This window comes from Allobosea sp. 117 (assembly GCF_000702305.1).
Classification (GTDB): Bacteria; Pseudomonadota; Alphaproteobacteria; order Rhizobiales; family Xanthobacteraceae; genus Ancylobacter.
This window is the reverse complement of sequence record NZ_JNLC01000015.1, coordinates 1-23,473: the sequence shown is the minus strand read 5'-3', so window position 1 is coordinate 23,473 and position 23,473 is coordinate 1. Positions and strand designations below refer to the sequence as shown.

The window sequence follows — 23,473 nt, the reverse complement described above, 5'->3', positions numbered from 1 at the left end:
GGCGTCATGAACGAGGACGCCGCGCAGGCGCTGCGAGCGCTGCCTTCCGTCGATCAGGTGATGAAGACCGCGCCCGCTGCGCTGGCCGCTGAGCGGCACGGCCGTACCGAGGCGACGCGGGCGGTGCGCGAGGCGCTCGCCGAGATGCGGGCGCGGGTGCGCGCCGGTGCCGCGCCGCCGGCCGCCGAGGAGATCGGCCGTGCCGCGTTGAGCGCGCTCGATGCGGCGTCGCGCTCCAGCCTGCGGCCGGTCTTCAATCTCACCGGCACGGTGCTGCACACCAATCTCGGCCGCGCGCTACTGGCGCAGGAGGCGGTCGAGGCGGCGGTGGCGGCGATGCGTTCCGCGGTGGCACTGGAGTTCGATCTCTCCACCGGAAAGCGCGGCGAGCGCGACGACCATGTGCGCGAACTGCTGGTCGAGCTGACCGGGGCCGAGGACGCCACCGTCGTCAACAACAACGCCGCCGCCGTGCTGCTGGTGCTCAACACGCTCGGCGCCGGCCGTGAGGCCATCGTCTCGCGCGGCGAGCTGATCGAGATCGGCGGCGCCTTCCGCATGCCGGACATCATGGCGCGGGCCGGGGTGAAGCTCGTCGAGGTCGGCACCACCAACCGCACCCATCCGAAGGACTATCAGGGCGCCTTGAGGGACGAGACGGGGCTCGTGCTGAAGGTGCATACCTCGAATTACCGCATCCAGGGCTTCACAAAGGAAGTGCCGGCGCGCGAGCTGGCCGCCATCGCCCATGAGAAGGGCGTGCCGCTGGTGAACGACCTCGGCTCCGGCACGCTGGCCGACCTCGCCCGCCATGGCCTCGCCCACGAGCCGACGGTGCGCGAGACGGTGGCGGAGGGCGCCGACATTGTGACCTTCTCGGGCGACAAACTTCTCGGCGGGCCGCAGACCGGCTTCATCGTAGGGCGCGCCGACCTCATCGCGGCGATCAACCGGAACCCGATGAAGCGGGCGTTGCGGGTCGACAAGATCCGCCTCGCCGCGCTGGAGGCGACACTGCGGCTCTATCGCGATCCGGATCGCCTTGCCGAGCGGCTGCCGACGCTTCGTCTCCTCGCCCGTAAGGCCGACGACATCGCCGATCAGGCGCGCGCGCTCGCTCCCGCCGTCTCCGAGGTGCTGGGCGAGGGCTTCGCCGTCGAGGTGGTGGCCTGCAACAGCCAGATCGGTTCGGGCGCGCTCCCCCTCGACGACATCGCCAGCGCCGGCCTGGCCATCCGTCCCGTCAACGGTCAGGGCGGCCGGCTAAACACCCTTGCCGACGTGCTGCGGATGCTGCCCATGCCGGTGATCGGCCGCATCGAGGACGGCGCGCTGATCCTCGACCTGCGCTGCCTCGAGGACGAGGAAGGCTTCCTCGCCAGCCTCGCCGCGCTCGATCGCGCGGCATTGGAGGCGCCATGATCATCGGCACCGCCGGCCATATCGACCACGGCAAGACCGCGCTGATCGGCGCGCTGACCGGCGTCGACACCGACCGGCTGAAGGAGGAGAAGGCGCGCGGCATCTCCATCGATCTCGGCTTCGCCTATATGCCGACCGAGGCCGGCATCCTCGGCTTCATCGACGTGCCGGGCCATGAGCGCTTCATCCACACCATGCTGGCGGGGGCCTCCGGCATCGATTTCGCGCTGCTGGTGGTCGCCGCCGATGACGGGGTGATGCCGCAGACCCGCGAGCATATCGCTATTCTCGGCCTGCTCGGGCTGACGCATGGCGTCGTCGCGCTGTCGAAGGCTGACCTCGCCGACGCGGAGCGGCGGGCGGAGGTGGAGGCGCAGATCCTCGCCGCGCTCGACGGGACGGGGCTCGCGGGCGCCGACATCCTACCCGTCTCGACCGTCACCGGCGAGGGCATCGATGCGCTGCGGACGCGGCTGGTCGCCGAGGCGGCGGGTTTTTCGGCGCGCAGCGCGGCGGGGCGCTTCCGCCTCGCGGTCGACCGCAGCTTCACGCTTTCCGGCGCCGGCACGGTGGTCACCGGCACGGTGCTTTCCGGGCAGGTGAGCGTTGGTGACCGGGTGAGCGTGAGCCCGTCCGGGCTGTCGGCGCGCGTGCGCTCGATCCATGCGCAGAACCGCAAGGCCGAGCACGGCGTGGCGGGCGAGCGCTGCGCGCTGAACCTTGCCGGCGAGGGCGTGACGCAGGAGGCGATCCGGCGCGGCGACGTGGTGCTCGACCCCGCTCTCCACGCCCCGACCGAGCGCATCGACGCCATGCTCGACGTGCTCCCCAGCGAGGCGAAGGCGATCGGCACCTGGTTCCCGGCGCATTTCCATCACGCCTCGACCGAGGTCGGCGCGCGCATCGTGCCGCTGACCGAGGCGCCGATCCCGCCCGGCGGGCGTGCGCCGGTGCAGATCGTGCTCGACCGGCCGGTCGCCGCGGCGGTCGGCGACCGCTTCGTGCTGCGCGACACCTCGGCCCAGCGCACCATCGGCGGCGGGCGGCTGGTCGATCTGCGCCCGCCGGCCCGTAAGCGCCGCACCCCGGAGCGCCTCGCGCAGATTGCGGCGCTGGCCATCCACGATGCGGGGGAGGCGCTGGCCGCCCTGCTCGAGATCGCGCCGTTCCACGCCGACCTTTCCGCCTTCGCCCGCGATCGCGCGCTCGGGCCGGCGCAGGTCGAGGCGCTGCGGGCCGGCGACCTCGCTCTCTTCGAGACCGCCGAGGGCGCGACGGTGATGGGCCGGGCGCATTGGGAGGCGTTCCGCGTGGCGCTGCTCGCCGCGCTGGAGGCCTTCCACACTGATAATCCCGACCTGCCCGGCATGGGGGCGGAGAAGCTGCGCCTGCAGCTCGTCCCGCGCCTGCCGAAACCGGTCTTCGCGGTGGCGCTGCAGGGCCTCGCGCGCGAGGGGCTGGTCGCGCTCGACGGCGCCTGGGTGCGGCTCGCCGGTCACGAGGTGCGCCTCACCCCGCGGGACGAGGCGCTGTGGACGGCGATCGCGCCGCTGATCGCGGGCGAGGAGCGCTACCGCCCGCCGCGCGTGCGCGACATCGCCGGCGTGCTGGAGGAACCGGAGCCGGAGATCCGCCGGCTGATGAAGCTGCTCTCCCGCATGGGCAAGGTCGACGAGGTGGCGCACGACCATTTCTTCGAGCGCGCCACGGTGGCCGAGATGGTCGGCATGGCGCGGGAGCTGGCGGCGGCCGGGCCGAAAGGCGAGTTCACCGCCGGCCAGTTCCGCGACCGCATCGAGAACGGCGTGCACGGGGTCGGCCGCAAGGTCGCGATCCAGATCCTCGAATTCTTCGACCGCCACGGCGTGACGCTGCGACGCGGCGACCTGCGCCGCATCAACCCGCACCGGCTGGACCTGTTCGGCGCGCCCGTGCAGGATCGCACCGATGCGCCGCCTTCGGGCGGCGACGAGACTGGAAGAGACACGTCCCTGGTGGGGCGTCCGGACTTCAAATCCGGGAGGGGCCGCGAGCCGGTCCCTGGTGGGTTCGACTCCCACTCTCTTCCGCCACTCTCCCGCCAGCGCTCGTGACGAGCGGCCAGCCGGACAGTCCCGTCCGCTTGCAAGCCACGCCATCCTGAGGTGCCCTGCACCAGCAGGGCCTCGAAGGAGGGGCCACCTGGCCCGCACGGAAATCCATCCTTCGAGGCTCGGGCACTGCCCGAGCGCCTCAGGATGACGGTGTACCGGAGAGAAGCTGCAATGCGGCCGGGCTGCCGGCGTCGCTCAGTACTTGTTCTTCTTGGTGAAATCGAGGATGGCGGTCAGGCCGCTCTGCGCCTCGGTGTTGCCGGTCGCCGCCAGCGCCTTGAAGATGCGCTCGGCCGACTGCAGGTCGCGGATGTGGAAATAGGCCCAGGCCCGCAGCATCATCAGGCCCTGATCCTCCGGCACCAGCCGGGCGCGCTCATCAAGTGCGACGATCACCTCGACATAGCGCTGGTCCTTGTAGGAGGCCAGCGCGCGCTGCAGCAGGATGTCGGTGGTGAGCTGGGCGGAGCGGCGCGCATTCTGCGGCGCCTCGACGGCGGCGACCTGCGCGGCGCTGGTCATGCCCTTGCGCAGATAGGCGAGCGATTTGCCATAGGCGGCGTCCTGCGCGGTCTTCTCGTCGCCGTTCTTTATGGCGAGATCGAAAGCGGCGACCGCCTCGATGGGGCGCTCCAGCTCCATCAGGCACCAGCCGCGCGCGGCGGCCTCGGCGCCGGAGAGCCGGCCCGAGCGGAAGCCTGCATCGGTAAGCGTCACGCAGCGGCCGAAGCGCTTGCCCTGCAACGCGGAGGCGGCACCGCCGCCTGAGCCGCCCGTCGGACCCTTGCCCGAATAGGCGGCGAAATCCTCTTCCGGGGTGAGGCGGCGGGCCGTGGTGCCGGTGGTCGCGACCGCTCCGGTGTCGTCGCGATCCGTCTGCGCGCGCGAGATGGCGGTCCCGACCGAGGGCTCCAGCGGCGTGACCGGGCGGCCATAGGCCGGCGGCACGGCCGCGGTGGTCCCTTCCAGTGCCGCCTTGCGCTCCAGCCGCCGGCGGGCTTCCGGCGAGACCAGCGCGAGAATGCGCTCGGAGGAATTGCGCCAGCGCGCGACCAACTGGGCGAGGGCGCGCTGCTCGCGCAGGCGCAGCAGCGTGACGGCGAGACCGTAGGCGGAGGCCTCGTCGTCCGGCGCCCAGGAGACGGCGGTCTGGAACCAGTCGAGCGCGGTGCGGACCTGTCCGGTGTTGTAGGCGTACCAGCCCAGCGCCTGCGCGCCCGAGACGTATTTGTCCTTCATCACGACCGGGCTGAAATGGGTCAGCACCTCCGGCGCCAGCTTCGGCGGCGGGTCCGCGGTGAGCAGGCTCACCACGACGTCGAGATAGGCCTTGCGGTTCTCCGGGCTCGAATCGCGCCACTGATAGGCGATCGGCTCGGCCTCCAGCGCCCGCCCGGCGGAGACCAGCGTGAGCACGTAGCCTTCCGCCGCCTTGGCGCCGCCATTGCGGTCCACCGCGATCTTGAACCAGTCGAGCGCCTTGGCGGGCTCGCCATGGCGGTAGAGATACCAGCCGAGCAGCAGGGCGTCGCCGGCCTCGGAGCCCTCGCGCGCCGACTTCTCGAGCAGCGCGACGTCCTCGGGCGAGACGCTGAGCGAGGGATCGTCGGCGGCGCGGCCTACGCGGCGGCGGGCGAGATCATTGTTGAGCGCGGCGAACTCGCCCTGTCCGTCGGCACCGCGCCGCTCCAGCTTCAGAAGCTGGGCGAGGCGGGCGTCGTCGAGCAGGCCCATCGCCTTCTGCACGGTGGCGACGCGCTCGCCGGTGTCGTCGCAATTGTTCAGCACATAGCCGTAGGCGTCCTGCCCGCGCTGCGGGTTGTCGGTCTTGATGAAGGCCTCGGCGACGCGCCAGAGCACGTCGACATTGGCGCAGGTAAGCAGGGCCGGGGTCTCGGTGGCGACCCGGAGCACGGTCGCCCACTGGCCGTTATCGGAGGCGTTGATGAGCTGCCGGCGCGCTTCCGCCTCGTTCAGCCGGGCGATCAGCTCCGGCGGCGGCGTCCAGGAGGGGTCGGCGGCCTGCCGGGCGGCGATGGCGCTGCGCGCGTCACTGACCTTGCCCTCGGCGTAGAGCTGCCACATGCGTTGCAGTTCGGTGTCGGTCTGCGCGGCGGCGCCGAACAGGTCGGTCGGCGGTGTCCAGTCGGGATAGAGCGCCTTGAGCCGCGCCATCTCCGCCTCGAGCCGGCGGGTGTTGCCCTGCTGGGCGAAATAGCGCAGCGCGCTCTCGTCGACATTGGGGCGCGGCTTGGCCGGCGCGGCCGCCGTGGCACCGGGCTGGGTCGCAGCAGGATTGTTGGTGGCGGCGGGCGGGGTTGGCGTCGCCAGCCCGGCGGGGGTGCCGGGCGGAAGCTCCATCTGCTGGCCGATCGCGGGGACGATCGCGCCCCCGAAGACGACCAGAAGCAGAGCTTTCTTCAAAGACATTTAGGATATCTCTCGACCACCATCGCCATGCTCAAGAGGTACAAGGTCGACGGATAGTAGAGAGTCGGCTCGAAAGTCCGGAGATCCTGTGGGATCGCGGTACTGTTCAGAGCGCAGGCCAGGATCGCGCCGAGCATGCGATAGCCCGGCTCGGTCAGTCTGGTCAGCGTCTGCCCGCTCTTGATGTCGACGATCCCGGGGACGCCCCCGTTCCTGACGATCCAGTTCCGGTTAAAGGTTTCGAGACTGCCCGTGTCCTTGATACCTGCTCGCAAAAGGTAAAGAACTATCCTTAATGAATTGTAACCGAAGACGGCGGGGAAGCCGTCGGCCGGCGCCGCGCCGCGCGCCAGCGACACCCAGTCCGGCTGCAGCCGGGCCGGGCCGAGCTGGGTCGCCGCGAGCATGGCGAGACCCGAGCGCGACAGGCCGATCCAGTCGGTGTCCGGCGCGATCTGGGCGAAGAGCGGGAACGCCTCGAAGATCCAGTAGGACGGGTTGATCACCGGGCCGTCCGGCCGGTCGGCGGCGGAAAAGCCGGTGGCGCCCGGCATAAGCAGCAGCTTGCCGCCGACATTGCGCACCGTGACCTTGCCTACCGCGCTGGCGATGCGGCGCGCGAAGGCGAGATAGGCCGGCTCGTTCCACGCCCGGCCGGCGCGCGCCAGCGCATAGGCGATGAGGATGTCGCCGTCGCTGGCGGCGTTGATGTCGGTGACGTGCGGGGTGCGCTTGGGGTCCCAGCGCCAGGCGGCGAGGCCGTCGTCGCGGATCAGCAGCTCGGTGCGGGTGAAGCTCCAGATGCGCTCGAAGCCGGCCCGGTCGCCGGCCAGGAAGGCGAGCAGCATGCCGTAGCCCTGGCCCTCCGAATGGCTGATGCCGCCATTGGCGTCGTCGATCACCCGGCCCGAGGGGTCGACGAAGCGGTCGACATAGGTTTTCCAGTCGTTCGGCGAGACCATCGGCGTCCCCGTCTGGGCGCGCGCCGTCGCGAGGCCGACGCCGCCGATCAGCATGGCGGCGATGAGAAGGCGCAGCAGATGCCTCATTTGGTGCGCCCCAGCCGCCGCAGCAGCATGGCGGTGGAGATGCCGAGCGCGACGCCGCACAGCACCAGCATCAGCGCGTAGGGCAGGATGTTCACGGAAAGCCAGTTGGCGGCGATCATCCGGAAGTTCCTGAAGTTCAGCGGCTCGGTGAGGATGAACCGGTAGGCGCCGGTCGGCTGGGTGTCGAGGCGGTCGGCGGAGGCCTGATAGGCGGCCGCCTGCCCGCCGACGCGGTCCCAGACCTGCCGGGCGTTGAACTGGGCAAGGCCGGTGGCGAGCGCCTCCGGGTTGCGGCCGGCGACGAGGGTCCAGGTCGCGTTGTTGCCCGGGTTCGAGGCCTGCGCGATCAGCACGCTGGTCTGCGGCGAAGGCTCGAACATGTTGAGCTGGCTCTGGCCGATGGCGAAGGACGCCCAGGAAATGCCGAAGGTGCGCCGCATCCAGTTCTCGACCGAGGTGAGCACGCCGCTGATGCCGCCAGGCGAGACGTTCTCGCGCCAGCGCTCATAGATGTCGGTGGTCTCTGGCGAACTCTCGGGCTGGTCGGTGGGGGCGGGGGGCTGGGCGGTCTGCTGGCGGTTGCGGAAGCGCTGCACGATGTCGTCATAGGCCGCGTCGGCGTCCGGCGCCGGGGTGCTCAGATCGGGCAGCGCGGCCATCCAGTTGGTGCGCGAGGTCTCGGCGATGCGCACCTGGGCGAGCACGCCGTTGGCGATCTGGCCGATGCCGCCGACGAAGATGGCCGGGCGGTTGTCGAGCGCGGCGGTGGTCGCGGGGATGTCGAAGGCCAGCGCCTGGCCCTTGGCCTGCGCCAGCCGGGCGAGCAGCGTGCCGGCGGAGCCGATGGCGGTGGCGTCCGGCTGCGGCAGCACCAGCGCCAGCGGGCCGCGGTCGAGCGTATAGGGGAAGGCGTTGGCGGACAGCGCCGCGAGATCGGGCGTGCGGCCGATCCGGGCGAAGTTGTCCATCACGAACTCGGTCGAGTTGAACAGCACGAAGCGCTCGTCGCCCGGCAGCGTGGCGCCCGGCAGGCAGCGCTCGTCCGTCGCGGTGTCGAGCATGACCTCGACCCAGATGTGGTTGAGACCGGGGCGGAAATTGGTCAGCGGGATCTTCATCGGCTCGCGGCGGAACAGGCCGCCGCCGCGCGTGGTGATCGGCAGGTTCGAGGCGATGTGCCCGTTGACGTAGAAGTCGATGTGGCTCGAGGGGCGGACCTCGCCGGTGTAGGCGGCGTCGATCAGCAGCCGGGCCTCGCCATAGGCGGCGGCGTAGAAGTCGGGCGGCAGGGCGATCTCGAAGCGCGTGCGGAAGCGCCGGCCGGAGAATTCCTGCGTGGTGATGCCGAGGTCCGACAGCCGGATCGAGCGCGCCGCCTCGAACAGCGGCGCATCCGGCGCGGAGCGCGTCGCGGTGTCGATGACGTCGCGCGGCGCGGCGTTGAGGGTGCCGAGCCGGCTGATCACGCCGTTCACCTCGTCGGGCGTCGGGGCCGAGATCACCAGCACCGGCCCGCCGAGCCGCGCGTCGGTCACGAAGCGCACCACCTGCTGCTGGCGCGCCTCGGGCGGCGGAGAGGCCATCAGTGCGGGGAGCTCGGCGGCCGTGCCGACCACCACGGTGGCGGTGCCGGGCGGTGTCGGCGTGGCATTGGCCGGCACAACGGTGACCACGGGCGCCGGCAGCAGTCCGCGCAGCGCGATGCCCTGCGCCGCCCGCAGCATGCGGGCGCTGGTGCCGTTGTCGAGAGCCGTGCGGGTGACGAAGCGCAGGGTGGTGGCGCCCTTGTCGTCGATGCCGATGGCGGGCATATCCTCGATGCCGCCGATGAGAGCCGGACGCCCGCCCGAGAAGCTCAGGCCGGTCTGCGCGTTCTCGATCTCGGTCCAGAGCTCGTAGGTGGCGGCGATGGTGCAGTCGGTGCGGTGACGCTGCACGGCCTCGACGCGGAACTGGTTGGCGCCCGGCCGCAGTATGCCGGGGCGCACCGCCGCGGACAGCACCGCATGGGTCTGCGAGGAGGCGATCGGCGCCTCGATGACCATCTGGCCGTTGATCGAGACCCGGAGGCGGGAGGCCTCGGGCATCACCACCACGGCATTGATGTAGCTGATCTGGAAGGTGGCGGGGCGGTTGGCCTCCTCGCGGGTCAGGTAGGTGACCCAGGAGCGTGAGTCCTGCTCGCCCTCGAGCGTGAGGCGGGTGGCCGGCACCACGTAGCGGTCGGGCCGCCTGGGGGCGGCCGGTGCCGGTGCCGCCGTCGCCGCCGGAGCCTGGACGGTCGGCAATGGCGCGGGCTTGCCGGGCTGCATCTGGAACGGCGCCGGCGCGGCGTCGGCGGGCTGCTGCACGTTGGCCGCGGGCGCGGGGGTCGCCGGCGGTGGGGGAGGGAAGCCCTGGCCTGTCGTGGCGGGCGGCGCGGCCGGCGCCGGGCCCATGTTCAGCGGCGCCACGACGCGCGGGGCGGTTTGCGGCGCCGCGCCGGCGGCCGGCAGGCCGGGCGTCATGGTGAAGGGCGGCGGCGCGGTGCCCTGCGCCGGGGGGGCGGGCGTCGTCGTCTGCGACGACGAGCCATTCATGTCGAAGGCGGGCGACTGCGCGCCGGCCGCGCCGAGCAGCAGGCCGAGGATCGCGGATGCGGCGATGAGCGTCGGAACCCGCATCGGTCGGTCAGGCCTTGTTGGTGGAGACGGTGGAGCGGCTGGCGGCGCGCTGCAGCCGGTGCAGTTGCATCATGTAGGAGAGGCCGCGGGCCGTCTGGTAGATGGCGATGCCGATGAACTGCAGCGTTCCCTTCAGGACGCCGGGATTGTGGCGCCGGGAATACTGGAATTTCTGCCATTCGTCGGCATTGGCGAAGATCAGGTCGGCGATCAGCCGGTGGTGCAGCGGGATTTCCGGGTGGAACTCGCAGCCCAAAAGGTGCTCGGCGCCCTCGCGCTTCACATTGCGGATGGCGAGCGGCAGCGTGTCGATGCCGATGTCGGATTGCGGCTTGAAGCGGATCGAGGCGATCTGGCCGCGATCGATCTTCGGCAGATTCCCTGCCGCTGTGCGGATGCCGGCGCCGCCGATCGAGACATCCTCGATGATCGCCGGATAGGCGACGTCGTTGACGATGAGCTGGCACCGCCGGGACAGGTTGACGCGATGGGTGCGGCGGCGGTTGGCGCGCTCGGAGACGACGCCGAGGGCGCAGCCCGAGATCATCAGGTTGAGCAGGTTCCAGCCGCCGACGACCAGCGTCACGTCGGCGGTGTAGGGCTCGGTCATGATGCGCCAGATGGTGATCAGGGCGGCCACGATCTGCAGCGCGAAGATGATGAAGAACGGCTTGCCGATCTCCGAGACGTGGCTTTCGGACAGCGTCTCGCCCTTGGCCGTCACCTTGAAGGTGGGCTTGCGGGGATTGAGGATGACGGAGATCAGCGCCGGCAGCAGATAGACCGACTGGATGTATTCGTAGAGCTCGGAAATCCACGGCCAGCGATAGCGGCCATAGAGGTAGTTCTGCATCAGCAGGTTCACGAGCATGTAGGTCGAGGTATAGGCGAGGAACTCGGCGCCCGACGCGTTGAAGATCTCCAGCGAGAAGCCGAGATAGAAGATCGGCGAGATCAGGAAGATCATGCGCGAGAAGGGGAAGAACCAGAAGAACGTGCTCGACATGTAGCAGAGGCGCTGCGGGATCGAGAGGCCGCGCTTGCCGGGCGGGAAGCGGAAGCGCAGGATCTGATACATGCCCTGCGCCCAGCGCGAGCGCTGGCCGATGAAGCTCGCGAAGGTCTCCGGCTGCAAGCCGGCGATGAGTGGCTTGTCGACATAGACGCTGTGCCAGCCGCGCCCGTGCAGTTCGAGCGCGGTCTCGCAGTCCTCGGTGATGGAGATGCCCGAGAAGCCCTTGGTCTCCATCAGCGCTTCGCGCCGCAGCACTGCCGCCGAGCCGCAGAAGAAGGCGGCGTCCCACTTGTCGAGGCCGCGCTGGATGATGCCGTAGAACATCTCGTTCTCGGACGGCATGCGGTCGAAGGTGTCGAGGTTGCGCTCCAGCGGGTCGGGATTGATGAAGAAGTGCGGTGTCTGCACCAGGAACAGCCGCGGGTCCTGGCTGAAATAGCCGACCGTCTCCTTCAGGAAGCTGCGGGCCGGAGCGTGGTCGGCGTCGAACACCGCCACGAGGTCGCCGGTGGAGTGCTCGAGGCCGTTGTTCAGGTTGCCGGCCTTGGCGTGCTCGTTGCGCCGGCGCGTGAGGTAGCGGCAGCCAAGGCCCTCGCACAGCGCGGTGAGCTCGGCGCGGCGCTCCTGCGCCTGCTGCGCGGCGAGCGGGTCGTCCTGCTCGCATTTCTGGTCGGTGCCGCCATCGTCGAGCAGCCAGACGGTGAACTTGTCGGCCGGATAGTCGATCGCCTTGGCGGCGGCGAGCGTCGAGGCGAGCAGCGTCGCCTCCTCGTTGTAGGTCGGCACGAAGATGTCGACATGCGGCGTGTTGTCGACAGGCACCGGCGGGGCGACGCGCTGGGGTAGCGGCATCGAGACCACGAACAGGCTCAGCCCCAGCATGCCGACGCTGTACATCTCGGCGAGATAGAGCAGGAAGCCGGGGATGAAGTCCTCGAGCTGGGTGACCGGCGGCAGGGTCGAGGTGGTGCGCCAGTAGACGTAGCGCAGCACGATCGCGGTGCCGAGTGACAGCGCGATGAGCCGGGGCGTGCCCACCGGCGCGAACATCTTCAAAAGGATGATGACAGTGACGACGATGGCGCCGGCCGTCAGGTGCGCCTGAAGGCTGATCGGCAGGGTGATGAGGAACACCACGATGAGCGTTGCCAGGGCCCACAGGCCGGCGATCAGCGCCTTTCGCATCCTTGCTCCGCTTCTGCGCTCAAAGTCCCGGATCGGGAATCCCGCTTCCCAGGCGGGTGATGGCGCCCGGTCAGGAGGGGTTCTCGACGGATGTCCGCCGGCGTGCGGCAGGATTGTTCAAATTTTACGGAATAGTGGTTGAGGAAACGTATCTGTCCTTTCATTCCGCTCCCCGCCTCGATTCCACCCGCCGGACGCGCGGGTTAAAGTCTCGTGAAGGCAAGTGATTCGGCACTTCTGGCGCCGCGGCTCCACTTGAAATCGAACAGCAGGCGGAACAGCGACGAAGCGATGGCTCCAGCCTATCAGGAAACGCACGCCCGCGCCCGCATTCCGGCGGTGGGGCCGCTCGTGGCCGGTGCGCTGGCGGCCTTCCTGCTCTCGGGCGGATGCGCGCCCTATCCCCTGCGCGGCGAGCCTCCCAAGGTCGCGACGATGACCATCGAGGTGCCGACCACCGACGCGCTGGTCCTGCCCGAGCCGGGCGGGCCGACCGTGCTTTCGGTGATCGAGACCCGCTATCTCAACGCGCTGGAGCAGGAAATCGTTCTCGGCACGCGCTCGGCGGCGCCGGGGCAGAATTCCTTCCACGTCGTCTTCTTCGGCCCCGTCGAGGGGCGCACCGGATGGGAGAACATCCGCAACGACGACATGCTTCGCGACGAGGTGCTGGAGACCGAGATGGAGGAGCGCTTCCCCGGCATCGTCATGCGCACCTCCGGCTATTTCGTGCAGAACCGCTACGGACCGTTCGGCTACGCGATCGGCCGGGCCGGTGCCAACGACCTGTGCATCTATGGCTGGCAGCGCATCCAGTCGCAGGTGCCGATGATGGCGTTCATGCGCGACCGCGGTGTGATGGCGGTGCGGCTCAGGCTCTGCCGCACCGGCGCTACCGAGCAGCAATTGCTGCGCGTGATGTATCGCTACAGCATCAACGGCTATTTCCTGCCGCGCTCCTGGCAGCCCTATGGGCGGCCGATGGGCGAGCCCGAGGGCATCGGGCGCATCGGCGGCCCGCTCTCCTATCCCAACGGGGCGATGGGACCGGCCACCGTGCTCGACGGCGCGATGGGGCCGGAGCCGGTCGAGCCAGCGGCGCCGCGCCGCCCGGTGAGCAAGGACACGCCGGTCGCGGCAGAGCAGGAGGTGCCGCTAACGCCGCTGGTCGGTTATCCGACCGTGCCGACGCCCGCCACCGCGCCGCCGCAGGCACCGCGCGGCAATGCGCCGGCGACGTCCTCCTCCTCGGCGCCCGCACCGGTGCCGACGCCATCCGCGACGCAAGTGAATTGAGAAGCTTGAACTGAGGCGCTGGCCGTGCCGTCCGACTCGGGTCAGATCCGCGGGCGATCGCCGGGCGGGGTGAGAAGCTGCGGCATCGGCCCCTGATAGGCCGGCGGCTCGAATACCGGGATCGCCGGCTTCGCCGCGGGCGCGGCGCGGGCCGGCACGGTGCCGATCGAGCCGGTGATTTCCGGCTCGTTGGCGCTGACCGCGATGGTGGCGAGCCGCCAGTTGCCGGCGACCGGGTGGAAGGTGAGGTCGAACTCCACCATCAGCGGCGCGGTCGGGAAATAGCCGGTCAGGCGCAGCGCGCCGTTCGGGCCGACGACCGGCGGGCGCGACAGCTTGGCGTCGAGCAGCAGGATCGCGGCGAAGTCGAGCTTGCGTTCGCGCCACGAGCGGAAACTCTCGGCGAGCACGGCGGTGGAATAGGCTTCGCGAAAGCTCGGCGCGCCGAGGTCACGCAGCACGGAATAATTGCCGGTGATGTTGGCCTGGTTCACCGCGCTCAGCGTGCCGCGCAGCAGCGCCAGCAGCACCGGCGCCGGCGGCACGGCGAGCGGCGGCGCGGCGACCACCGGCTGCGCGGGAGCCGCGCTGGCGGGAGAAGCGGCGTGCGCTGTCCCGGCCATCAGCAAGGCGGGCAAAGCAAGCCAGAAGGCGGCGAGCCGGTTTCGCCCGCGCCTCACCATGCGAGGACGAGCCCCGCCTTGCCGCCATAGGTGCCTTCGTTGAGCCCGACGCCGATGCCGCCGGTGATGAACAGGTCGTCGTCCATCAGCCGCGCGATGCCGGAGAGCGCGAAGGCGTTCTGCCCGCCAAAGGTGCCCCACTGCGCGCTGAATGCGACATTCTTGCCGGTCGGCAGGTTGGGCGTGTCCATCGCCATGGCCATGGCGACGCCTTCCCGGATGCGGTCCATGTCGTTGTAGATGGACGAGAAGTCGACCAGCGAATTGATGTCGGCGCTGGCAAGATTGCCGCCGCTGTCGGTGGTGACCACCTGCAGCGAGCCCGACTGTGCCGCCTTGCTGGCGGCCGAGGTGATGCCCGACATGGTGTAGGTGCTGGAGCTGGTGCCGAACGCCATCTGGTTGGCACGCGTCGCGCTGGCGCCGGCGCCGATGGCGGTCGAGTTCTCGTAGGAGGCGTTGGCCCCGTTGCCGATGGCGGTGCCGTTCGCCGCCGAGGCATTGGCGTTCTGGCCGATCGCCGTCGAGCCGCTGAAGGCGGCGATCGATCCCTGCCCGACGGCGGTCGATCCGGCGCCGTTGGCGGTGGCGTTCATGCCGAGCGCCGTCGAGTTGACCGCGTTCGCCGCCGCCGTCTGGCCGAGCGCGGTCGCGCCGCTGGCGTTGGCGGTGGCGTTCTGGCCGAGCGCCGTGGCATTGGCGCCGTTGGCGATCGCGTTCTGGCCAAGCGCGGTGGATGCGGTGCCGTTGGCGGCGGCTCCCTGTCCGATGGCAGTCGCCTGTGCCTGCGCGGCGCTGGCGCCTTGCCCCAGCGCGGTGGATTGCATGCCGTTGGCGGTGGCGTTCTGACCGACGGCGGTGGCGTATTCGCCATTGGCGATCGCCTCCTGCCCCAAGGCCGTCGAGGCGACCGCGTTCGCCCGCGCGCCCTGTCCGACGGCGGTGGTCTGGTCGGCGCTGGCGGTGGCGTCCTGGCCGAGGGCGGTCGAATCGAGGCCGTTGGTGGCGGCGTTCTGTCCGACGGCGGTCGAGTTCGCGCCATTGGCGACCGCCTGCTGGCCGAGCGCCGTGGCGTAGTCGCCATTGGCGGTGGCGGCCTGGCCGAAAGCCGAGGCGTTCAGCCCCTGCGCGGCGGAATTCGCGCCGACCGCGGTCGTGTAGTCGAGATTGGCGATGGCGTTCTGGCCGATGGCGCTGGACGATGTGCCGTTGGCGGTGGCGAACTGGCCGACCGCCGTCGCGCTGGCGCCATTGGCCGTCGAGCTCTGGCCCACCGCCGTCGAGGACACCCCGTTGGCGACCGAGAGCTGGCCGAAGGCGCTGGCGTTCTCGGCGAAGGCCTTGGCGGACTGGCCGACCGCCGTGCTGCCGGGCTGGGTCGCCTCCGCCTCGTCGCCGATGGCGGTCGACTGGGTTCCGGTGGCGTCACCGGCGCAGCTCAGCGCCTGCGCGGTGAGATCGCATGAGATGTCGGCCGCCGCCACCGGAAAGGCGGCGAGCACCAACGCGGAAGCGGCGGCGAGCAGTGCCGCTCGCGTTCCAGTGCCGTTGGCGCTCCCCCGAGACATTCCCGCTCCCTGCCGCGCGCGGATTTCTGGCCAAGCGGGTGCGCGCAAGGCTGATTCCGGCTCTCCGGAGCATCGGGCGGGCATGGTTAATTGCCAGTTAACCATAAGGCTCCGGCCGCGCGCCCATCGGTCCGTGTCGAGCCGGTTACAAATTCGTTCTCAGACCAAGAGCCGCTTGCGTCCTGCGCACGGCGCGCCGCATTCTCAGCATGGGCGCAACCGGAAGACGCCAGCCGGAGACGAGCGATGCGTGCAGCACGGAATGGAAGCGGTGGTGACCTCACGGCGCTGGCCGCGCTGGAGCGCAAGGTGTCTTGGCTCTCGGCCTGGACCATCCACCACGCCAACCATGTGCGGCCGAATGGCGACGGGCTGAAGGTGGGCGGCCATCAGGCCTCCTCCGCCTCGCTGTCGACCATCCTCTGCGCGCTCTATTTCGCGGTGCTGCGGCCGCAGGACCGGGTGGCGGTGAAGCCCCATGCGAGCCCGATCTTCCACGCCATCCAGTATCTGCTCGGCAACCAGACGCGCGCGAAGCTGGAGGCCTATCGCGGCTACAAGGGCGCGCAGTCCTATCCCTCGCGCACCAAGGACATCGACGACGTCGATTTCTCCACCGGCTCGGTCGGGCTCGGCGTCGCGCAGACGCTGTTCGCCTCGCTGGTGCAGGACTATGTGCGCGCCCACAAGCTCTCCGGCGACTGGCCGGAGGGGCGGATGATCGCTCTCGTCGGCGACGCCGAGATGGACGAGGGCAACATCTACGAGGCGCTGCTGGAGGGCTGGAAGCAGGGCCTCCGGAACTGCTGGTGGATCCTCGACTACAACCGCCAGAGCCTCGACGCGGTGATCCGCGAGGGGCTGCCGGCGCGGCTGGAGGCGCTGTTTCGCGCCTTCGGCTGGGAGGTGGTCACGCTGAAATATGGCGCGCGGCTGATGGAGGCCTTCGCCGAGCCGGGCGGCGAGAGGCTGCGCGACTGGATCGACCGCGCGCCGAACCAGCTCTATTCGGCGCTGACCTTCCAGGGCGGCGCGGCGTGGCGCAAGCGCCTCAACGACGACCTCGGCGATCAGGGGCCGGTGACCGCGCTGATCGAGAAGCGCTCCGACGAGGAGCTGGCGCTGCTCATGACCAATCTCGGCGGCCATGACCTGCCCTCGCTTATCGAGGCCTTCGAGCGTATCGACCACGACCGGCCGGTGCTGTTCATCACCTACACCATCAAGGGTTACGGCCTGCCGCTCGCCGGCCACAAGGACAACCATGCCGGGCTGATGACGCCCAACCAGATGGAGGGCTTCCGTCAGTCGATGAATGTCCGCCCCGGCCATGAATGGGACCCGTTCGAGGGGCTCGACGTGCCGGCGGTGGAGCTGCAGCGCGTGCTCGACGCGGTGCCGTTCAACGCGCGCGGACCGCGCCGGCTGGAGGCGCCCGCGCTGGAGGTGCCGGCGGCGCTGCCGGTGCCGAAGCAGGCCGAGCTCTCCACCCAGCAGGGTTTCGGCCTCCTGATGGCGGAGATCGCCCGGCTCGGCGGGCCGCTGGCGGACCGCATCGTTACCACCTCGCCGGACGTTACCGTCTCGACCAATCTCGGCGGCTGGGTGAACCGGCGCGGGCTGTTCGCCCATGAGGCGATGGCCGACCTGTTCCGGCAGGAGCGCATTCCCTCGACCTTCGACTGGACCTTCTCGCCCAAGGGCCAACACATGGAGCTCGGCATCGCCGAGATGAACCTGTTCATCCTGCTCGGCGCGCTGGGGCTCTCGCATTCGCTGTTCGGGGCGCGGCTGATCCCGGTCGGCACGCTCTACGACCCGTTCATCCAGCGCGGTCTCGATGCGCTGAACTATGCCTGCTACCAGGACGCCCGCTTCATCCTCGTGGCCACGCCCTCGGGGCTGACGCTGGCGCCGGAGGGCGGCGCGCACCAGTCGATCGGCACGCCGCTGATCGGCATGGCGCAGGACGGCCTCGCCGCCTTCGAGCCGGCCTATGTCGACGAGCTGGCGGTGATCCTGCGCTGGGCCTTCGACTATCTGCAGCGCGAGGGCGGCACGGCGGCGGGCGGGGATCCGGAGGAGCAGAGCTGGCTGCGCGACGAGAGCGGTGGCTCTGTCTATCTGCGCCTGTCCACCCGCACGCTCACCCAGCCCGGACGCACCATGACGCCGGGGCTGGAGCGCGACATCATCGACGGCGCCTATTGGGTGCGCCGGCCGGGGCCGAACGCCGAGGTTGTAGTGGTCTATTCCGGCGTGGTGGCGCCGGAGGCCATCGAGGCGGTCGGGCTGATGGCCGAGGACCGCAAGGATGTCGGCCTGCTCGCCGTCACCTCGGCGGACCGGCTGAACGCCGGCTGGACCGCCTCCGCCCGCGCCCGCGAGCGCGGCCTCGTCAAGGCGCGCAGCCATATCGAGCGACTGCTCGCGGAGGTGCCGCGCGACTGTGGCCTCGTCACCGTGCTGGACGGGCACCCGACGACGCTGGGCTGGCTCGGCGCGGTGGCCGGCCATCGCACCCGGGCGCTGGGCGTCGAGCATTTCGGCCAGACTGGCACCATCGCCGATCTCTACAAGCATCACGGCATCGACGCGAACGCCATCATCGCCGCGGCGCAGACCATCACGCCCGGCCGGCCGATCCGGCATTTGAGGGCTCTGGAAGGGTAGGGGCGGCGCTCGCCATCCTGCCCCCTTCGAGTTGGGGAGAGGGTGGGGCGAGGGGGCTTTCCGCGCCGCAGCCGTGTTCCCCCTCACCGACCCGCTTCGCGGGCCACCTCTCCCCGACGGGGAGAGGGAACGGTCCGGGAAATCCATCGGACGGCCCCTCTCCCGTCGTGGAGAGGGGTCGTTCCGTTCTCAGCGCCGGGTGCCGGCGGCGCGGCGGGCCGCGGACTTGCGGGCCGGGGCCTTCTTGGCGGGCGCGGCAGCCTTCTTCGCCGTGGCGCGCTTGCGCGCGGCCGGCGCGTCGTCCACCGGCTTCTTCTCGATCGCCTTCTTCTCGATGGTCACGAGGCGCAGCACATTGGTGGTGCCGGGCTTGGCGAAGGGCACGCCGGCGGTGATGGCGAGGCGGTCGCCCTCATGCGCGAAGCCGTGCTCCACGGTGATCTGCGTCGCCTTGGTCGCCATCTCGCCGAAGGTGTGGATGTCCTCCGGCTCGTGCACCACATGCACGCCATAGGACATCACCAGCCGGCGGGCGGTGGAGAGCTTGGCGGCGATGCCGACGATCGGGATGCGCGGGCGCTCGCGGGCGGCGTGCAGCGTCGTTGTGCCGGACAGCGTGTAGGTGACGATGGCGGCGGCGTCGATCGCGTTGGCGGCGTGATAGGCGGCCTGCGTCACCGCGTCGGCGACGCTGTGGCCCGGCTCGGGGCGTTGCGCGTCAATGATGCCGCGATAGCCGGGGTCGTGCTCCACGCTCTTGATGATCTGATCCATCATCGCGACCGCCTCGACCGGATAGGCGCCGGCGGCGCTTTCCGCCGAGAGCATCACCGCATCGGCGCCCTCATAGACGGCGTTGGCGACGTCGGAGACCTCGGCGCGGGTCGGGACCGGCGCGGTGATCATCGATTCCAGCATCTGGGTGGCGATGATGACCGGCTTGCCGAGTCGGCGGCACTCGCGCACCACGCGCTTCTGCAACGCCGGCAGCTCGGGCAGAGACAGCTCGACGCCGAGGTCGCCGCGCGCCACCATGATGCTGTCGGCAAGTTCGGTGAGGCGGGTCAGGTGCTCGATGGCGGCCGGCTTCTCGAGCTTCAGATTGATGGCGGCGCGGTCCTGGATCAGCTCGCGCGCCTCGATCACGTCCTCCGGGCGCTGCACGAAGGACAGCGCGATCCACTCGACGCCCTGGTCGAGCGCGAAGAACAGGTCGGCGCGGTCCTTCTCGGTGAGCGGGGAGACCGGCAGCACCACGTCGGGGACGTTGAAGCCCTTGTTGTTGGAGAGCTTGGTGCCGGCGATCACCTCGGCCTCGATGAAGCCGGTGCCTTTCTTCACCACGCGCACCCGCACCTTGCCGTCGTCGAGCAGCACGGTGGAGCCCTCGTGCAGCGCCTCAATGATCTCGGGATGCGGGATCGGCACGCGCTTCTCGTCGCCCGGCGTCATGTCGGTATCGAAGCGGATGGTGGTGCCGGCGGTCAGGGTGATGGCGTTGTCGACGAAGCGGCCGATGCGCAGCTTCGGGCCCTGCATGTCGGCGAGCACGCCGATCGGGCGTCCGACGTCCTTCTCGGTCTGCCGCACGAGGCCGAGCACCCGGCCGTGGTCGGCCTGGGTGCCGTGGCTGAAGTTCAACCGGAACACGTCGACGCCGGCCTCGTAGAGCGCGCGGATCTTCTCCGGGCTGGACGAGGCGGGGCCGAGGGTCGCCACGATCTTGGTCGCGCGTTCCCGCCTGCTATGCATCATTTCCTCCGTCATTCGCCGCGCGCATGCATGATCGCCGGCATTCGTCGTTGATATGGACCAAAATGCCGGACCTGTCTCGCGCCTGTTATCTTGCACCGCAGCGTGTCAGGCGGGCGACGTCCAGTCTCCGGCGGGCGATCTCGTGGGATTTTGACTCCCCCGGATGCCCGCGCGCAGGCGGTTGCCGCGCTCGTTTCGCGGCCGGACCCCCCCTTGCTGGCATTTAGAATTCTGTATACCAATACAATCCGAAAGGTGAGGATGGTGCGTGCCCGAAGGGGTGCGGTCCGGCGTCGCGGTGCGGCGCATCCTCATCCGATGCGAGGCGACGCAAGATCGCCATCCGCCGGCCGATGCCGGCGTGGACGGAACGAGCCGGGGAGGGAAGCGCATGCGCGTAGCGGTCTTGTCGGAAGCTTCATCGGAGCCACGGGTTGGTGCGTCTGTTGAGACGGTTCGGCGAGTTGTTGGGCTTGGCGGGGAGGTTGTTGTGGCTTCGGGCGCGGGATTGCGCTCGGGGATTTTGGACGGGGAGTACGCGGCGGCGGGGGGCGTGATCGTCGCGGACAATGCGGCGGCGGTTGCGGGCGCGGACGTCGTGCTGGCGGTGCGGCGGCCGGCGGCGGCGGAGCTCTCAGGGGTGAAGCCCGGGGCGCTGGTGATCGCCATTGCGGACCCTTACGGCAACGAGGCGGCGCTCGGTGAGATCGCGCAGACCGGGGTGTCGCTGTTCGCGATGGAGCTGATGCCGCGCATCACCCGGGCGCAGGTGATGGACGTGCTGTCCTCGCAGGCGAACCTTGCCGGCTACCGGGCGGTGATCGACGCCGCCGAGGTGTTCGGGCGGGCGGTGCCGATGATGATGACGGCGGCCGGCACGGTGCCGGCGGCGCGGGTGTTCGTGATGGGCGCGGGCGTGGCGGGGCTTCAGGCGATCGCCACGGCGCGGCGTCTGGGCGCGGTGGTGTCGGCGACCGACGTGCGCCCGGCCGCCAAGGAGCAGGTGGAGAGCCTCGGGGCCAAGTTCATCGCGGTCGAGGACGAGGAGTTCAAGCAGGCGGAGACGGCGGGCGGCTACGCCAAGGCGATGTCGGCGGAGTACCAGGCCAAGCAGGCGGCGCTGGTGGCCGCGCATATCGCCAAGCAGGACATGGTGATCACCACCGCGCTGATCCCCGGACGGCCGGCGCCGAAGCTGGTCTCGGCGGAGATGGTGGCGGCGATGAAGCCGGGCTCGGTGATCGTCGACCTCGCGGTGGAGCGCGGCGGCAATGTCGAGGGAGCGGTGCCGGGCGAGGTGGTGACGACGGCCAACGGGGTGTCGATCGTCGGCTATCTCAACGTGCCGGGGCGCCTCGCGGCGACCGCCTCGCAGCTCTACGCCAAGAACCTCTACGCCTTCCTGGAGACGCTGATCGACAAGGGGTCGAAGAGCCTCGCCGTGAAGTGGGACGACGAGCTGGTGAAGGCGACGCTGCTGACCAGGGACGGGGCGGTGGTGCACCCGAACTTCGGCGGCGCCAAGGCTGCTGGAGACAAGCCTGAGGCGGCGAGCGCGGCGTAGACGCCGACGCGCTACGCCCTTTGCCCGGGCCCGGCCCGGGCATCCGAGGATCCCGGATCGGCCTGCGGCCGCCCGGGACGAGGCTATCCGGAACGACTGAGCAAAAGGGACGGCCGGTGACGGCCGACCCGTCGCAAAGCAAGGACAAGGCGGCGGGCGGCGGGATCGCCGGCCCGGCCAGATAAGGATCGGGGAGAGGACCATGGCGACAGCGGGAACACCGAGCGCCGATCAGGCGGCGGAAGGGGCGCGGGCGGCGGCCGAAGTGGCGCGGCAGGCGGCCGAGGCCGCGGCGGCCTATGCGGATGCGGCGGCCAGCGCGGCGGGCGCGGCGGCGCACGGGCTCACCGGCGGGGCGATCGACCCCTTCGTGTTCCGCCTCGCCATCTTCGTCCTGGCGGTGTTCGTCGGCTATTACGTGGTGTGGTCGGTGACGCCTGCGCTGCACACGCCGCTGATGAGCGTCACCAACGCGATCTCCTCGGTGATCGTGGTCGGCGCGCTGCTGGCGGTCGGCGTGGATACCGTGGCCGAGGGGACGGGCTGGGCGCGGGGCTTCGGCTTCGTCGGGCTGATCCTGGCATCGGTGAACATCTTCGGCGGCTTCCTGGTGACCAGCCGGATGCTCGCCATGTACGCCAAGAAGAAGTGAGGGCGCGGGGACCATGAACGCCAACCTTGTGGCCCTTCTGTACCTCGTCTCCGGGGTGCTGTTCATCCTCGCGCTGCGCGGGCTCTCCAGCCCGGTGACCTCGCGCCGGGGCAATCTGTTCGGCATGGCCGGCATGGGGATCGCCATCCTCACCACGCTGGCGGCCTCGCCGCCGGCGGGGATCGGCGCCTTCGCGCTGGTGGTCGGCGGCCTCGCCATCGGCGGCGGGGCGGGCGCCTATATCGCCAAGAACATCGCGATGACGCAGATGCCGCAGCTGGTGGCGGCGTTCCACTCGCTGGTCGGCCTTGCCGCGGTGATGGTGGCGGCGGCCGCGCTCTATGCGCCGGAAGCCTTCGGCATCGGCGAACCGGGCGCCATCCACGGCCAGGCGCTGATCGAGATGAGCCTCGGCGTCGCCATCGGCGCCATCACCTTCACCGGCTCGGTGATCGCCTTCGCCAAGCTCAACGGCAATATGAGCGGCAAGCCGATCCTGCTCCCCGCTCGCCATGTCATCAACGCCGCCCTGGCGGCGCTCATCGTGGTGCTGATCGGCGTGCTCACCGCCACCGAGAGCCACACCGTGTTCTGGCTGATCGTGATCGCCAGCCTCATCTTCGGCGGGCTCTTGATCATCCCGATCGGCGGCGCCGACATGCCGGTGGTGGTGTCGATGCTGAACAGCTACTCCGGCTGGGCGGCGGCGGGCATCGGCTTCACGCTGGGCAACACCGCGCTGATCATCACCGGGGCGCTGGTCGGCTCGTCGGGCGCGATCCTGTCCTACATCATGTGCAAGGGGATGAACCGTTCCTTCATCTCGGTGATCCTCGGCGGCTTCGGCGGCGACGCCGCTGCCGCCGGCGCCGGCGGAGCGGTCGAGACGCGCCCGGTCAAGCAGGGCTCGGCGGAGGATGCCGCCTTCATCATGAAGAACGCCTCCAAGGTGATCATCGTGCCGGGCTACGGCATGGCGGTCGCCCAGGCCCAGCACGCGCTGCGCGAGATGGCGGACCGGCTGAAGGCCGAAGGCGTCGAGGTGAAATACGCCATCCACCCGGTCGCCGGGCGCATGCCCGGCCACATGAACGTGCTGCTCGCCGAGGCCAACGTTCCTTACGACGAGGTGTTCGAGCTCGAGGACATCAACTCGGAGTTCGCTCAAGCCGACGTGGCCTTCGTGATCGGCGCCAACGACGTCACCAACCCGGCGGCCAAGACCGACCCGCAGAGCCCGATCTTCGGCATGCCGATCCTCGACGTCGAGAAGGCCAAGACCGTGCTGTTCATCAAGCGCGGCATGGCGGCCGGCTATGCCGGCGTCGAGAACGAGCTGTTCTTCCGCGACAACACCATGATGCTCTTCGCCGACGCCAAGAAAATGGTCGAGGACATCGTCAAAAACCTCGCACACTGACAGGG

The 23,473-nt window shown here is 70.1% G+C and carries 13 protein-coding genes, 1 tRNA gene and 1 pseudogene; 8 read left to right on the top strand and 7 right to left on the bottom strand.

The genetic code is table 11. From position 1 onward, the window contains the following. Positions 1-6 precede the first annotated feature (6 nt). The 3 genes and pseudogenes from selA to U742_RS23235 all read left to right on the top strand — a co-directional run bounded on the left by selA (position 7) and on the right by U742_RS23235 (position 3,494). Positions 7-1,422, top strand: coding sequence for an L-seryl-tRNA(Sec) selenium transferase (gene selA, locus U742_RS0115030; RefSeq protein WP_029354426.1), 1,416 nt, complete (start codon positions 7-9; stop codon positions 1,420-1,422). After that, positions 1,419-3,257: pseudogene (gene selB / locus U742_RS0115025) on the top strand (selenocysteine-specific translation elongation factor); the annotation flags it as partial. The gene selA and the pseudogene selB, both read left to right, overlap by 4 nt. Before the next feature lie 141 nt (positions 3,258-3,398). Beyond that, a tRNA-Sec gene (locus U742_RS23235) sits at positions 3,399-3,494 on the top strand. Positions 3,495-3,710: 216 nt separating this feature from the next. Here the strand turns inward: U742_RS23235 and U742_RS0115020 are convergent. Genes U742_RS0115020 through bcsA form a run of 4 tightly spaced genes read right to left on the bottom strand, consistent with a single transcriptional unit; the run spans position 3,711 to position 11,857 of the window. Then, positions 3,711-5,945 carry a hypothetical protein gene (locus U742_RS0115020; RefSeq protein WP_029354422.1) on the bottom strand — a complete coding sequence of 745 codons (2,235 nt, stop codon included), beginning with the start codon at positions 5,943-5,945 and terminating at the stop codon, positions 3,711-3,713. Then, positions 5,936-6,994: a glycosyl hydrolase family 8 gene (locus tag U742_RS0115015; protein WP_029354420.1), complete on the bottom strand. Its 1,059-nt coding sequence runs from the start codon at positions 6,992-6,994 to the stop codon at positions 5,936-5,938. The genes U742_RS0115020 and U742_RS0115015 overlap by 10 nt, the downstream gene beginning before the upstream one ends. Then, complete coding sequence (locus tag U742_RS22125) at positions 6,991-9,657, bottom strand: cellulose biosynthesis cyclic di-GMP-binding regulatory protein BcsB (protein ID WP_051661219.1); 2,667 nt, start codon at positions 9,655-9,657, stop codon at positions 6,991-6,993. The genes U742_RS0115015 and U742_RS22125 overlap by 4 nt, the downstream gene beginning before the upstream one ends. Positions 9,658-9,664: 7 nt before the next feature. Beyond that, on the bottom strand, positions 9,665-11,857 hold the full coding sequence (bcsA, locus tag U742_RS0115005) for a UDP-forming cellulose synthase catalytic subunit (RefSeq protein WP_029354417.1): 2,193 nt from the start codon (positions 11,855-11,857) through the stop codon (positions 9,665-9,667). Between the two features lie 291 nt (positions 11,858-12,148). On the opposite strand from bcsA, the gene bcsN reads away from it, so the two are divergent. Further along, entirely contained in the window at positions 12,149-13,153 is a 1,005-nt protein-coding gene (bcsN, locus tag U742_RS22600) for a cellulose biosynthesis protein BcsN (protein WP_051661218.1), read from the top strand. Positions 13,154-13,194: 41 nt separating this feature from the next. Here the strand turns inward: bcsN and U742_RS22595 are convergent, their stop codons facing one another. Both U742_RS22595 and U742_RS22110 read right to left on the bottom strand, forming a co-directional pair. After that, a complete protein-coding gene (locus U742_RS22595; protein WP_156034238.1) occupies positions 13,195-13,776 on the bottom strand; it encodes a hypothetical protein in 582 nt (193 codons plus the stop codon). Between the two features lie 53 nt (positions 13,777-13,829). Continuing rightward, positions 13,830-15,404 (bottom strand): hypothetical protein, encoded by a 1,575-nt coding sequence (locus U742_RS22110; protein ID WP_081853026.1) that lies wholly within the window; start codon positions 15,402-15,404, stop codon positions 13,830-13,832. Between the two features lie 246 nt (positions 15,405-15,650). Between U742_RS22110 and U742_RS0114980 the strand changes: the two genes are divergently transcribed. Continuing rightward, the gene (locus U742_RS0114980; protein ID WP_051661216.1) at positions 15,651-18,077 is read left to right on the top strand and encodes a transketolase; all 2,427 of its coding nucleotides are present in this window, start codon (positions 15,651-15,653) and stop codon (positions 18,075-18,077) included. A gap of 189 nt (positions 18,078-18,266) precedes the next feature. On the opposite strand, the gene pyk is transcribed toward U742_RS0114980, so the two are convergent. Beyond that, positions 18,267-19,829, bottom strand: a complete 1,563-nt coding sequence (pyk, locus tag U742_RS0114975; RefSeq protein WP_081853059.1) for a pyruvate kinase — start codon at positions 19,827-19,829, stop codon at positions 18,267-18,269. 394 nt (positions 19,830-20,223) lie between these two features. On the opposite strand from pyk, the gene U742_RS0114970 reads away from it, so the two are divergent. The 3 genes from U742_RS0114970 to U742_RS0114960 all read left to right on the top strand — a co-directional run bounded on the left by U742_RS0114970 (position 20,224) and on the right by U742_RS0114960 (position 23,468). Further along, positions 20,224-21,396: a Re/Si-specific NAD(P)(+) transhydrogenase subunit alpha gene (locus U742_RS0114970; RefSeq protein WP_029354410.1), complete on the top strand. Its 1,173-nt coding sequence runs from the start codon at positions 20,224-20,226 to the stop codon at positions 21,394-21,396. Between the two features lie 202 nt (positions 21,397-21,598). Beyond that, positions 21,599-22,048, top strand: coding sequence for a proton-translocating transhydrogenase family protein (locus U742_RS0114965; RefSeq protein ID WP_029349539.1), 450 nt, complete (start codon positions 21,599-21,601; stop codon positions 22,046-22,048). Positions 22,049-22,061: 13 nt separating this feature from the next. Then, entirely contained in the window at positions 22,062-23,468 is a 1,407-nt protein-coding gene (locus U742_RS0114960; RefSeq protein WP_029349537.1) for an NAD(P)(+) transhydrogenase (Re/Si-specific) subunit beta, read from the top strand. Positions 23,469-23,473: the final 5 nt, after the last annotated feature.

What these genes read in the sequence shown, in the direction of transcription:
- selA (WP_029354426.1), top strand. Translation starts at nt 7, where the DNA reads ATGAACGAGGACGCCGCGCAGGCGCTGCGAGCGCTGCCTTCCGTCGAT.
- U742_RS0115020 (WP_029354422.1), bottom strand. Translation starts at nt 5,945, where the DNA reads ATGTCTTTGAAGAAAGCTCTGCTTCTGGTCGTCTTCGGGGGCGCGATC.
- U742_RS0115015 (WP_029354420.1), bottom strand. Translation starts at nt 6,994, where the DNA reads ATGAGGCATCTGCTGCGCCTTCTCATCGCCGCCATGCTGATCGGCGGC.
- U742_RS22125 (WP_051661219.1), bottom strand. Translation starts at nt 9,657, where the DNA reads ATGCGGGTTCCGACGCTCATCGCCGCATCCGCGATCCTCGGCCTGCTG.
- bcsA (WP_029354417.1), bottom strand. Translation starts at nt 11,857, where the DNA reads ATGCGAAAGGCGCTGATCGCCGGCCTGTGGGCCCTGGCAACGCTCATC.
- bcsN (WP_051661218.1), top strand. Translation starts at nt 12,149, where the DNA reads ATGGCTCCAGCCTATCAGGAAACGCACGCCCGCGCCCGCATTCCGGCG.
- U742_RS22595 (WP_156034238.1), bottom strand. Translation starts at nt 13,776, where the DNA reads ATGGCCGGGACAGCGCACGCCGCTTCTCCCGCCAGCGCGGCTCCCGCG.
- U742_RS22110 (WP_081853026.1), bottom strand. Translation starts at nt 15,404, where the DNA reads ATGTCTCGGGGGAGCGCCAACGGCACTGGAACGCGAGCGGCACTGCTC.
- U742_RS0114980 (WP_051661216.1), top strand. Translation starts at nt 15,651, where the DNA reads ATGCGTGCAGCACGGAATGGAAGCGGTGGTGACCTCACGGCGCTGGCC.
- pyk (WP_081853059.1), bottom strand. Translation starts at nt 19,829, where the DNA reads ATGCATAGCAGGCGGGAACGCGCGACCAAGATCGTGGCGACCCTCGGC.
- U742_RS0114970 (WP_029354410.1), top strand. Translation starts at nt 20,224, where the DNA reads ATGCGCGTAGCGGTCTTGTCGGAAGCTTCATCGGAGCCACGGGTTGGT.
- U742_RS0114965 (WP_029349539.1), top strand. Translation starts at nt 21,599, where the DNA reads ATGGCGACAGCGGGAACACCGAGCGCCGATCAGGCGGCGGAAGGGGCG.
- U742_RS0114960 (WP_029349537.1), top strand. Translation starts at nt 22,062, where the DNA reads ATGAACGCCAACCTTGTGGCCCTTCTGTACCTCGTCTCCGGGGTGCTG.